Raw genomic sequence first — 11,891 nt, 5'->3', positions numbered from 1 at the left:
GTGTTGCTGACGGGCTTAGAGCCTGATGACATGACGTTGAGCCACCGTGATTGCCCCCGGAAGTTCGCCGGCAAGAAGCGTCTCGCCGGCCGAGCCGGTGGCCCGGTCCAGAGACGCGCCGCCGCCCGGCGGGCTTCCGGGGGCAACCCCTGCGGGGCGGGCCGATTTTGGCCGATTGCCACGTTGCTCGTCGCGCACGATGTCCCGCATCGCGCCGCTCCTCGCGCCTCGCACTCGGCCAAAATCGGCTCCGTCACGGTGGCTCAACGTCATGTCACACGCTCTAGCCCAGCGGAATGTCGATCTCGGCGCGCAGTCCCCCGGTCGATCGATTGGCAAGCCGGAGGGCGCCGCCCTCCCGCGCCGCCGCGCGCCGGGCGATGGGGATTCCCAGGCCGAGCCCGTGCGTATCCCGGCTCCGCGCAGGATCCAGCCGCACGAAGGGCTCGAGCACATGCTCCAGTTCATCTTCGGGGATGCCCGGCCCGCCGTCCTCGACGCAGAGGACGACCCGCCCGCTTTCGGTTCGCAGGCTTACCTCTGCCCCGCCTGCATATTTTATCGCATTCTCCACGAGATTGGACAACGCTCTTTTAAGCGCCAGAGGACGAACGATAATTTCGAAATGGTCCGGTCCTTGATAGACAGCCAGATCGCCCATGTCCGAGGCGTCGTCGACAATCGTCGCCGCCATGACCGCGATGTCTGTCTGGACAGGCTTTTCAGGATCGCTGTCTCCGCCGTAATAGGCGAGGAGCGACGCGACCATCGCCTCCATTTCGCCGACATCCTTCTGGATCGAAAGACGCAGGCCCGGATCGGTGATCGACTCCGTTCGCAATTGCAGCCGCGCCAGCGGCGTGCGCAAGTCGTGCCCGACCGAAGCAAGCGCTTCCGTACGGTCCGTAATGAGCTGATGGATACGCGCCTGCATTTCGTTAAAGGCCGAAATAACGCGCCGGATTTCCGACACCCCGACCTCGGGAAGGACCACGGTGCCGCCTTCGCCGATGCGGCCCACGGCGCGCACAAGCATCCGCATCGGCGACAAGATACGGCGCATCAGCAGTCCGCCGATAAAGATCAGCGCGATGGCTGGCACCAGCGCCAACAGGAACCGATTGATCCGGAGGCGAGAGGGGTCGACGAGCTGCGTCGCCTTGAATTCCAGCGAGCTTCCGTCGGCCAGCGACAGCTGACCGGCCACCTTGCCGTTGCGGCCCGGCTCCTTCAGATGCAGGCGCAAATTCTCTTGCCCCAGAGCGGGCTCCCATCCGATAATCTGCATGCGCATTTCGTTGAGCGGCGCCGCCATCGGCATGAGCGGAAGGCTGGTGGGATGCCATTCGACGATGAAGGTTTCACTCGACAGACGGGCCGCCAGCTCGGGGCGCTCGCTGCGGGGACGCGCATTCAGTAACCGGCTGGCGGCCGCCAGATGCTCGGCCACGCGGTGCGCCTCATCCTCCTCGACGCGCAGTTGCCCCGCCCGTTCATGAAGAAAGGTGCTGACGGTGAATTCGATCGTGATCGCCAGCAGCAGGATCAGGAATATCCGGCCAACCAATCCAAGCGACGGCCGTATGGCATCGGTCACCGGCGCGACACTTCGACGTTGAACATATAACCCACGCCGCGCACGGTAATGATTGGCGCACTTTCGTCCTTGTGCGACAGCTTGCGCCGCAAACGGCTGACCAAAACATCGACGCTGCGATCCGAAGCATCGCCCAGCCGGGTGCGCGACAGTTCGATCAGCCGCTCCCGCGCGATGACGCGCTGGGGATTCTCCAGAAAGCTTGACAGGAGATCGAACTCCGCGCCCGTCAACTCGACGATTGCGCCGGTGGGCGAATGCAATTGCCGCCGCGAAAAATTGACTGTCCAGCCCGCGAAGGTAGCGACCCCCTGCCCCCCCTCGCCATGCTGGCGGTCGAGGCGTCCGCGGCGGAGCACCGCGCGCACGCGAGCGATCAGCTCGCGCGTGCTGAATGGTTTTGCGAGATAGTCATCGGCACCCAGTTCGAGTCCGACGATGCGATCGGTTTCGCCACCCTTCGCGCTGACGAAGATGATCGGGACATCGCTCAACTGGCGAAGCTGGCGACAGAGATCGAGACCGCTGGTCCCTGGCAGCATGATGTCGAGAAGGACAAGGTCGACCGCCCCGACATCGAGTGCCAACCACATTTCGGGCGCCGACGCCGCCGGCCGGACCTGGTAACCATTTTGCTGGAGCGCGCGGGCCGTAAGCGTCCGCAAGGCCGGATCATCCTCAACGATCAAAATTGTGGAGGCAGTCATTGAAATTCTAAACCATTCATTCGAAGCGTCAGGTCGTGCATAGCCGCCAGGCTGGCGGTCCGGTGACCTTGCTCGCTACAAATAGGGGCGGCCGGCCAGCCTTCCAGAGTTGGAGCGGGTACAGAAACATTTTCTTACAACCAAGGCAAAAAGGCGCAGCGGAGAGCGATCAGGGCATAGGGATCCCATCCTGAAGCGACCGCCGCGCCCCGAATGCCCGGGCCGTTTGCCGGCGCGGTGTCGTCGCATCGCTCCTGCCTCCGACACCAGCCTGCTCGCACAGCCGCTCCTTCGTGCAGCGTCGCATCTCGACAAGCACAGCAGAACATATCGTCCCGAAAACAGATGAAAGCGGGCCGTTTGCGCGGCGCGGCGTCGCAGTCAGGTCCAGCAACACTTCATTACACTGGCGACAACCGGCGGCATGGTTCGCCCGTTATCGACCCCGGGCGGCGGCGGGCATGCCCGCCGCCGGTTCATGGCATTTTCAGGAGTTTGATCGTGCGTCTTTCCAGCCTGACCCTTGGTCTTGCGGCAGCAATGCTGGCCTCGCCCGCCTTGGCGAACAAACCCACGGTGCCGAGGCAACTCGCAAAGATGGATGCCGTAGCATTTCAGTCCGCTGCCACGATCGACGACGATGATCTGGAATTCGCGATCATCATCTCGACCCACAAGGGCTTTCGCAAGGAATGGCGGGTGAATGGCTCAACCTGGGCCGACAGTCATGTCGAAGCCCATATCGACAAACAAAGCGGCGATACCCGGTTCGAAGTGCATCAGGCGCTGCGCTATCAGGGCTCGCAGCGTTCCTATCATATCGTCCACTTCGAGGGCCGGGACGGCAAACTCGTGGCACAATCGCTGGATCGCGCGCAACGCGGAGACGACAGCATGTGTCCGAATAGCGAGTTCAACGGCGATTGCGCGCTGACCATGAAACTGGTCTTTTCGGTCGATGAGACGCTGCTGAGATCTGTCCTGGCGCGGGCGGACGACTGGAATCTCAAGTTCAAGGGACGGCCGAATGGCCAGGACGACCTTCATATCCGGATAGTCCGGGCCGAAATCGAAGGGCTCATGCTGGCCGTCGATGATTATCGCGCGACCTTTTCGGGCCAGGTCGGTGAGTGACACGCAAGCGATCGTCCCGCCCCGGTTGCAGACACGCGGCTGGTAAAAGAGGATTGCGAAGGCTACCGCGGTGGCGCAGCAGCCTTCGCCGGATACCCTCTTACATGCGCGCGCGGACGCCAAAGAAGAATGAGCGTCCCGAATATTCGTAGAAGTTCGGAACGTTGCGCAGGTCGTTGAAGCGTTTGATCGCCGAACCCAGCAAGTTGGATCCCTGGACGTAGACCGATAGATTGTCGGTTATGTCGTAGGACAGGCTCGCCGACACCTCGTGATAAGCCTCCTCCTTGACCGGAAGATAGGCCAGGTTGCCCGACTGGGCGTAGGTGTGGCGCGACTGGTAGCTGTACGAGACCTGGGCGCCGATACCGTTCTTTTCATAGAACAGCTTGGCGTTTGCCGAGAGCGGGATGGCGCCCGGCAGGTCGGTCGTCACGTCGCCCGACGTCGCCCGCGAATGGTTGTAGGTCAGGTTCGCCTGGACGCCGAAACCATTGTCGAGGAAATATTGGCCGCCGACTTCGATGCCGTAAACCTTCGCGCTGTCACCATTGACCACCTGAAATTCGACGAACGGATAGCTTTGCTGCTGGTTGGCGGGCTGGTTGGTGGGCGTGATCAGCACATCGACCGGCACGCTCGAGACGAAGTTGGTGATATGCTTGTAGAAAGCCGCGACGGTGAGGGCGAGACGGTTGGACGGATAATATTCGAGCGAGACGTCGAACTGGTCGGCTTCGGTCGGCTTGAGGTTCGGGTTGCCCGCATCATAGATGATGTAGGTGCCCGATTGTGCCGAGGTCGCATCCTTCGCCGGCGACAGCTCGCCGAACGTCGGGCGGGAGATCGCCTGCGAGGCAGCGAGGCGGATCCGCAGGTCGTCGGTGATATCATAGGCGAAGTTGACCGCGGGCAGCAGGCGCAGATAGTCGCCGCCGCCGTTGATCGGCTCGACCGGGTTGAAGGTGACGGCATTGTCCTGCGTTCCCGCGCGCGGGATGATGCTGGCGATGCTGGCGCCATAGCCGACCGAGGAGACTTTGGTCGCGACGACGCGCGCGCCGATGTCCGCGCGCCAGTTGCCGCCGTCGAGATTGAACTGGAAATACCCCGCCCACGTCCGTTCCTTGATGCGATAGGATGCCGGCAGGTCGGACTCGATCACCTGGTTGGAGTATCCCGCCGGATAGGGCGACAGCGTGCAGCCCGGGATCGCAGCGCCCGTGTCGTCGAGGCAGCTGTTGGGGTTGAGGATCGCCGGATTATTGTCGGCACGCGGCAGGGCGCCAAGATAGGTGTCGATGTCGAAGGAAGGGAAATTGCGCGGGAAGTTGCCCGCCAGCTTGCCCAGGATCTTGCCGCCGCCGGGCCGCACCACGTCGGCGCCGAGTTCGCCGAAGGTGAAGGGGTAGCCGCAGTAATTGCACGAGGTCGTATATTGGTTGTCGATCGTGTCGACGGTCTTCTTGCGGTCGGTCCAGGCCCCGCCGAAGCTGATCGACTTGAAGTATCCGCTGTCCACCTCATACTCGCCGTCGACCTTCATGCCTTGCGTACGGTCGGTGATATTCTGGCCCTGGATGCCGATATAATGCGCGCGGAAGTCGTCGTTGGTCGCCTCCGACAGGCTGCGGCCGCCGGGAATCATGATGTCGAGATCGGGCAATCCGCCGTCGCGCGTCGCAAATATGGCCGAGGCGCCCGTGATGCCCGCAACGACGAAGCGGTTGCGGCCGCCGGTGGTATCGCGCGCCTTGCCATAATAGCCGTCGAAACGGAGCTTGAGGCGGTCGGTCGCGGTCCAGTCGATGTGGCCGCCGAACTGATAGGTCTGGCTTTTGCGCGGTTCGTCGGTCGTGAGCACTTCGGCCACCATATCGTTCAGCGAGAAGCCGGTGACGACATTGTTGGCATCGGTCGTGATCGACGCAGGATCCCAGCGCAGCGACCCGTCGTCGCCCAGCGGATTGAGGTAGTTCGACGACCGGTAATTATGCTGTTTGACGTTGAAACGGCTGTAGAGGCCGTCGATTGTCAGTTCGAAATCGCTCGACGGTTTCCACTGGAACGATCCCGCCGCGCCGATGCGCTCGCGCTGGCCGGTGACATATCCGACGCTGTAATAGTCGGGCCAGATATAGGCCGGGCCATTTTCGTCGGGATTGATCTGCCCGTCGCCGTTGAAGTCGACGCCATAACCCGCCTCGGTCCCGTCGGTGATCGAATATTCGCCGAGATTTTCGGTGCGGAACTTATACTTGTTGTAGCTGATGCCGAACATCAGTCCCATGGTATCGTCGGCGAAGGTCGTGCTGACCACGCCGCTGACCTTGTAACCGCCCTTGTCGGCGAGGTCGTTATACTGCCCCTCGACCGCGGCCGAGGCGTGAAAGCCCGACCGGTCGAGCGGGCGCGCGGTGCGCAGGTCGACGTTGCCGCCGATGCTGCCTTCGAGTTCGGAGGAGCGCACGGCCTTTTGCACTTCGGCGCCCGAGATGATTTCGGACGGGAGGACGTCGAAGGCAAAGGAACGATCGGGGCCGTCGGTCGGGAGGATCCGGCCGTTGAGGGTGGTGATCGCGAAATTCTCGCCAAGACCGCGAATAGTGATCGCGCGCCCCTCGCCGCGGCCGTCGCGGCCGACGGTGATCCCGGGAATATTGGCGAGCGCCTCGGCGACGTTCCGGTTAGGGAACTTGCCGAGTTCTTCGGCCGAAATGGCATCGACGATGGTGTCTGCATCGCGTTTGGCCTGGATCGAACGCAACAGGCTGCCGCGCACGCCGCGCACGACGATTTCATCCGCGCTGCCGGCATCCGTGTCGTCGAGTTGCTGCGCCGGGTCGGCGGCGGCTGGCGCATCATCCTGCGCGAAAGCGCGCGGCGCGCCGAGCAATGCCATGCTGCTGACTCCGGCAAGCACCACGCAGCGCAACTTGTAACGACCCGTCATATCTCCATCCCCTTTGGCTTGGTGCGCATATGCCGTCAGCCTTGCCGGCACCGCGCGATATATTTCGTTTTTTGTAACTTGTTCGTGACCAAACTGTCAAACAGAAATGAAACGAAACATATCTTCGCGTTTGTCGGAACGGAATCCCGCTGTTATGTCCATCCCTGACAGGAGAATTTTCATGGCGGTGATCCGCGATACCAGCAGGCGGAGGCAGGAAATCAGTGCGCTGGTGCGCGAGCGCGGCAGCGTGCAGGTGACGACGCTGGCCGAACGCTATTCGGTGTCGATGCAGACGATTCGCAAGGACCTCCATTTCCTCGCGAAGAAGGGTATTGCCGAACGATCCTATGGCGGCGCAATCTCGGCCGACGCGGTCAATGTCGCCACCGAGCCGCCGGTGGAGTCCAAACGCGCCATCAACATCGAGGAGAAGGCGCGGATCGGCGCGGTCGCCGCGGCGATGGTCGTCCCCGGCGATTCGGTGGTGCTCGATTCGGGCACGACGACGCTGCAGATCGCCTATCATCTGCCCGACGACGAAGGCATTACCGTCCTGACCAACGATCTCGACATCCTGTGGGCCCTCGCGCGCAAGGAGCGGATCAACGTCGTCATGCTGGGCGGCGCGCTGCGCCGGCGCAACCGGGCCTTCTATGGCGCCCAGACCGAAAGTGCGCTCACCGACCTGCACGTCGACAAGCTCTTCCTTGGCGTCGACGGATTCGACATCGAACGCGGCATCACCACCCATTTCGAACCCGAAGCGATGCTGAACCGAAAGATGGCAAAAGCCGCCGGGCAGGTCATCGCGGTCGGCGACCGGTCCAAATTCGGCAAGGTCTGCCTCCATCGCATCCTGAATGTCGAGGAAATCGACGACCTCGTCACCGATGCGCCTGAAGCCGACGGCATGCAGGCCGCGGCGGACAGGCTGGGTTTCCGGCTGCACCTCGCCTGAGGCGAAAAAGCGGCGTCCCTTTATCGGCTTTTTGAGTGGGGCGCGGACTTAGAGCATGAACCTCATAGATTGAAATGGCCGTGCGCTCCCGCGAAGGCGGGAGCCCATCTCCGGTGAGTGCCATTTCGAACCGACTGGAGATGGATCCCCGCCTTCGCGGGGATACTCAAGCGATTATTGGAGAGAGGCAGACCCTCCTCGCCCGTCACCCCTTCAGGTGAAAGAACCGCCGCGCGTTCTGCCAATAGATTTTGTCGATCACCGGTTTGGGCAGATTCAGCCCCCTGGCGTCCGCCTCGATCGCGTCGACCCGCTGGCTGAGCGGCGTCGCGAGATAGCGCCAGTCGGCACGCCACACGGCGTCGGCCTCGCGGGGAAAATCGTCGGTCGCGGGCGGATTTTGCGCGCGGGCGGCGGGATCGGGCGGACTATCGGTCAGGTCGGTCCCGTAAAGGATACGGTCCTGATATTTGACGAAGAAGCCCCGCACTTTTTCAAGGTCGGCGTTCGATTGCACCTGCAGGTTCGACATGCGCGCGGCAAGGTCCACGACGGCATTGGGATGCGCGTCGAGGAAATGCCCGAGCTCATCGACGCTCCATTCCAAGCTCCCCATATGCGCGCCGTCGATCGCCAGCCCCGGGTGCCGCGCCACAAAGCGGTCGCGCGCCGCGATCAGTGTCTCGTAGCTCGGCTCTTCGGGGTGGAGGTACATATAATATTCGGGGTGTGCGCGAAAATAGGAACGGTCGTTTTCGGTTGTCATCTGGTCGAGCGGGAGCCAGCAATTCTTCGGCTCCGCCTGATGCGCGATGAGCGGTATGCGCCTTTTCTCCAGATGCGCCATGACATCATCGAAGCGTGGATCATCAAGGAACACGCGCTCGCCGCCCGCATCCTTCGCGACCATGCCGATATTCTTCCACACCTTCACCGCGACGGCGCCGCGCGCCAGGGCCGTGTCGATGCTATGTTCGGCGCGCGCCGTCCATTCGGGCGTACCAAACCCCTCCATGCCGAAGGTCGTGGCGAAGTGGAAACGCAGCGGATCGGCGGCGCGCATCGACTCGGCGATCTTTGCCTGCTCTGCCAGCGGCGGAAAATCGGGATAGTCGACGTTGATCGAAAGCAGTTCGAAGCCGTCGCGACGCGCGACCTCCAGAAAGCGCGGATCGTCGACATTGGCATGGACATGGGCGTCGAATTTGGCGACGTGCGCAAAGTCGGCCTCCGTGTAGGTTTCGGAGGCTTGTGGCGCCGCAGCCATCGTCACCAGCGCCACGCCGGTCAGCAGCAACGACTTTGCTATCCCTCGCATCGCAATACCCTTTCAAACGAAAACGAAATAAAACGCGCCTATCGATTGCGTTTTGGTTTGCACACCGCGCTCCGCTGGTGCAAGCTCTTTCTCAAATAACCGGCCGCGACCGGTTTCGCCGAGGAGAGCCGATTATGTCACCCCCCGTCACCCGCCGCGCCGCACTCGGCCGACTGATGGCCGGCGCCGCGCTGGTCGCCGCGCCCTCGCTGACCGGCCGCGCCTGGGCCGCCGCACCACCGGGGGTGCGGCTGACTGACGGCATCTTGACCATCGATTTCGATACCGCGATGCGATCGCGCCTGTTCCACAAGGACCGGGCGATCACCGCCGCGGCAGCGGGCGAGGCGCTGATCCTCGCCGATCGCCCGGCAATCGACCGCTTCCTGCTGCTCGATCATAAGCAAGAGGCCGCTTCGGGGGTGCATGGCCCCGGCCGGCGGCACCTTCTGCGCAGCACGGCGGGAGGGACGCTGGAGCAGGAGACGGCGATCACCTTCTTCGATCGCTATCCCGGCCTTGCCATCTATGACGTGCGCTTTCGCAACACCGGTGCCGAACCGCTGACGGTCGCGGGCTGGCGCGTCGCAACGCACGACCTGCTGGACCATCCGGACGGCGCGTGGAGCTTTGCGGGCGCATCCTACCCCGACCGGCGCGACTGGATACAGAAGGTGGCGCCCGGGTTCGAACAGCGTAACTTCATGGGCATGAACGGTTCCGACTATGGCGGCGGCACCCCCGTCGCAGTGGTCTGGCGGCGCGACGTCGGGCTGGCCGTGGGCCATGTCGAGACAGTGCCGCGGCTCGTTTCGCTGCCCGTCGCGGCGCAGCCCGGCGGCACCCGCCTTGGCCTGTCGGGCGACGGGGCGAAGGCGCTCGCACCGGGTGAAACGCTCACCCTCCCCACCGCCTTCGTCATGGCGCACGAAGGCGATCATTTTGGCCCGCTCGACGCCTATCGCCGGATCATGGGCGAGCGCGGCCTCGCGGCGCCGCGCATCCCGGAGTCGAGCTATGGCCCGATCTGGTGCGCGTGGGGCTATGAGCGCAAATTCACGCCCGAACAGGTCTATGGTACCCTGCCCAAGGCGAAGGAGCTCGGCTTCGAATGGGCGGTGATCGACGACGGCTGGCAGATCGCCGAAGGCAATTGGGATGTCGATCGTTCGCGCTTCCCGCGCGGTGATGCCGACATGAAGGCGTTCGCCGATCGCATCAAGGCCGACGGCATGCGCCCGCGCCTGTGGCTCGCGCCGCTGGCGGTCGATCCCGGCACGCCGCTGTTGCGCGACCACCCCGACATGCTCATCCTCGACGCGCACGGCGCGGCGCAGAATGTGAGCTGGTGGAGCGCCTTCACCATGTGTCCGGCTTATCAGCCGACGATCGATTACTTCCGCGGGATCGTCCGCAAGATCGTCGGTGAATGGGGCTTTGACGGGCTCAAACTCGACGGCCAGCACCTCAACGGCGTCGCGCCTTGCTATAACCCCGCGCATAATCATGCGCGTCCGGAGGAATCCTTCGAGAAATTGCAGGATTTCTGGAAGGCGATGTACGACGAGGTCATGGCGATCAACCCCGAAGCGATCGTCGAGATATGCCCGTGCGGCGACAGCTTCGCCTTTCACAACATCCCGGCGATGAACAACACGCCGGCGGCCGACCCGACATCGTCATGGCAGGTCCGCCTGAAAGGCAAGACCTTCAAGGCGCTGATGGGGCCGTCCGCTCCCTTTGCGGGCGACCATGTCGAGATGACCGACACCCGCGACGACTTCGCCTCGACCTATGGCATCGGCGCCATCCCCTCGACCAAATTCACCTGGCCCGAGGATACACCGAACCCCACCGACCCGCTGCCGCCCGGCGGCTTCAAGCTGACGGCCGCGAAGGAAATACTCTGGCGCAGGTGGATCGACCTCTACCGCGCCAACATGCTCGCCAAGGGAAATTATCTGGGCGGCCTCTACGACATCGGCTTCGACAAGCCCGAGGGGCATGCGATCGAAGCCGGCGGCGCGCTCCATTACGCCTTCTATGCCGACAGGTGGGACGGCCCGGTGTCGCTGCGCGGGCTGGGCGAGGGACGCTATGCGCTGACCGACAGTTTCACCGGCGCATCGCTGGGCACCGCGACGCGCGCGCAGAGCACGATCCCGGCCAAATTCGAGCGCTTCCTGCTCGTCCGTGCCGCGCCCGCCCCGGGAGGCAAGGCATGAGCGGCATGGCGATCGCAGGGGGCTCGCGACCCGGCAAGGCGTGGCTTGCGAATGCATTCGTCACCGTCATCCTGTGGGGCATCTGGGGCGCCTTTTCAGGCCTCTCGGTGCAGCATGGCTTTCCCGAGACATTGGTCTATTGTGTCTGGGCGCTGACGATGATCCCGCCGGCACTGGTGGTGCTGGCGCAGGCGCGCTGGGCGCTCGACCGCTCGCCGCGGGCGGTCGCCTACGGGCTTACGATCGGATTGCTCGGGGCGGGCGGGCAGATGATACTCTTCTACGCCGTCGCGCGCGGCCCGGCCTATCTCATCTTTCCGATCATCTCGCTATCGCCCGTCATCACGATCGCACTGTCCTTCCTGATCATGCGCGAACGGACGGGAAAGCTGGGCGCGCTGGGCATCATGCTGGCGCTGCTCGCGCTGCCGACCTTCGATTTCGCGCCGGCGGGCGGCGGCGCGGCTTCGGCGGCATGGCTGCTGCCCGCGCTCGTGGTGATGCTGTGCTGGGGGGTGCAGGCCTATTTCATGAAGGCGGCCAACGCGGTGATGTCGGCGGAAAGCATCTTTGTCTACATGATGATCGCCGGGCTCGCGCTGATCCCGGTCGCCTGGACGATGACCGATTTTTCGAGGCCGGTGAACTGGGGGCTCGATGGCCCTTGGCTTACCGCGGCGATCCAGGTGCTGAACGCGATCGGCGCGCTGACGTTGGTGTTCGCCTTTCGCTACGGCAAAGCCATCATCGTCGCGCCGCTCGCCAACGCCGGCGCGCCGCTCGCCACCGCACTGCTCTCACTCGCCGTGCTCGGGGTCGTGCCCGGCCCCCTCAAGACGGTCGGCATCGGCCTCGCGCTGATCGCTTCGCTCCTGCTCGCCATTGCGCCCGATGCGAAGGATGGCGAAGAGGATCGCGAGGGAAATATAAATTAGTTTCGTTTAGTTTCGATTTATTGCGTTTATGGATGTCATGCCGTAGAAGCGAAATCGAAAG

At 63.5% G+C, this 11,891-nt stretch carries 8 protein-coding genes and 1 pseudogene; 5 read left to right on the top strand and 4 right to left on the bottom strand.

The annotated features are described in order from the left end of the window. Window positions 1-30: 30 nt before the first annotated feature. Window positions 31-276, top strand: a pseudogene (locus tag FHR22_RS22600) (hypothetical protein); the annotation flags it as partial. Window positions 277-283: 7 nt separating this feature from the next. Here FHR22_RS22600 and FHR22_RS00970 read toward each other — a convergent pair. Continuing rightward, window positions 284-1,597, bottom strand: a complete 1,314-nt coding sequence (locus FHR22_RS00970; protein WP_166938015.1) for an ATP-binding protein — start codon at window positions 1,595-1,597, stop codon at window positions 284-286. Continuing rightward, window positions 1,594-2,304, bottom strand: coding sequence for a response regulator (locus FHR22_RS00965; RefSeq protein WP_166938013.1), 711 nt, complete (start codon window positions 2,302-2,304; stop codon window positions 1,594-1,596). Before FHR22_RS00965 ends, FHR22_RS00970 begins: the two co-directional genes overlap by 4 nt. A 345-nt stretch (window positions 2,305-2,649) precedes the next feature. On the opposite strand from FHR22_RS00965, the gene FHR22_RS00960 reads away from it, so the two are divergent. Further along, window positions 2,650-3,438, top strand: a complete 789-nt coding sequence (locus tag FHR22_RS00960; protein WP_166938011.1) for a hypothetical protein — start codon at window positions 2,650-2,652, stop codon at window positions 3,436-3,438. Between the two features lie 100 nt (window positions 3,439-3,538). Here FHR22_RS00960 and FHR22_RS00955 read toward each other — a convergent pair whose 3' ends face one another. Beyond that, window positions 3,539-6,391 (bottom strand): TonB-dependent receptor, encoded by a 2,853-nt coding sequence (locus tag FHR22_RS00955; RefSeq protein WP_166938010.1) that lies wholly within the window; start codon window positions 6,389-6,391, stop codon window positions 3,539-3,541. A gap of 181 nt (window positions 6,392-6,572) precedes the next feature. Between FHR22_RS00955 and agaR the strand changes: the two genes are divergently transcribed. Beyond that, entirely contained in the window at window positions 6,573-7,352 is a 780-nt protein-coding gene (gene agaR, locus FHR22_RS00950; RefSeq protein WP_166938008.1) for a transcriptional repressor AgaR, read from the top strand. A gap of 205 nt (window positions 7,353-7,557) precedes the next feature. On the opposite strand, the gene FHR22_RS00945 is transcribed toward agaR, so the two are convergent. Then, a complete protein-coding gene (locus tag FHR22_RS00945; RefSeq protein ID WP_166938006.1) occupies window positions 7,558-8,670 on the bottom strand; it encodes an amidohydrolase family protein in 1,113 nt (370 codons plus the stop codon). 134 nt (window positions 8,671-8,804) lie between these two features. Between FHR22_RS00945 and FHR22_RS00940 the strand changes: the two genes are divergently transcribed. Together FHR22_RS00940 and FHR22_RS00935 are read left to right on the top strand one after the other, a co-directional pair. Continuing rightward, the gene (locus FHR22_RS00940; RefSeq protein WP_208417434.1) at window positions 8,805-10,895 is read left to right on the top strand and encodes a glycoside hydrolase family 36 protein; all 2,091 of its coding nucleotides are present in this window, start codon (window positions 8,805-8,807) and stop codon (window positions 10,893-10,895) included. Further along, window positions 10,892-11,830 carry a DMT family transporter gene (locus FHR22_RS00935; protein ID WP_166938004.1) on the top strand — a complete coding sequence of 313 codons (939 nt, stop codon included), beginning with the start codon at window positions 10,892-10,894 and terminating at the stop codon, window positions 11,828-11,830. Before FHR22_RS00940 ends, FHR22_RS00935 begins: the two co-directional genes overlap by 4 nt. The last annotated feature ends 61 nt before the right edge of the window (window positions 11,831-11,891 follow it).

This window comes from Sphingopyxis panaciterrae, from assembly GCF_011762125.1.
GTDB classification, from domain to species: Bacteria; Pseudomonadota; Alphaproteobacteria; order Sphingomonadales; family Sphingomonadaceae; genus Sphingopyxis; species Sphingopyxis panaciterrae.
This window is presented reverse-complemented; position numbering and strand designations above follow the sequence as displayed.

What these genes read in the sequence shown, in the direction of transcription:
- FHR22_RS00960 (WP_166938011.1), top strand. Translation starts at nt 2,650, where the DNA reads ATGAAAGCGGGCCGTTTGCGCGGCGCGGCGTCGCAGTCAGGTCCAGCA.
- agaR (WP_166938008.1), top strand. Translation starts at nt 6,573, where the DNA reads ATGGCGGTGATCCGCGATACCAGCAGGCGGAGGCAGGAAATCAGTGCG.
- FHR22_RS00955 (WP_166938010.1), bottom strand. Translation starts at nt 6,391, where the DNA reads ATGACGGGTCGTTACAAGTTGCGCTGCGTGGTGCTTGCCGGAGTCAGC.
- FHR22_RS00965 (WP_166938013.1), bottom strand. Translation starts at nt 2,304, where the DNA reads ATGACTGCCTCCACAATTTTGATCGTTGAGGATGATCCGGCCTTGCGG.
- FHR22_RS00935 (WP_166938004.1), top strand. Translation starts at nt 10,892, where the DNA reads ATGAGCGGCATGGCGATCGCAGGGGGCTCGCGACCCGGCAAGGCGTGG.
- FHR22_RS00945 (WP_166938006.1), bottom strand. Translation starts at nt 8,670, where the DNA reads ATGCGAGGGATAGCAAAGTCGTTGCTGCTGACCGGCGTGGCGCTGGTG.
- FHR22_RS00940 (WP_208417434.1), top strand. Translation starts at nt 8,805, where the DNA reads ATGTCACCCCCCGTCACCCGCCGCGCCGCACTCGGCCGACTGATGGCC.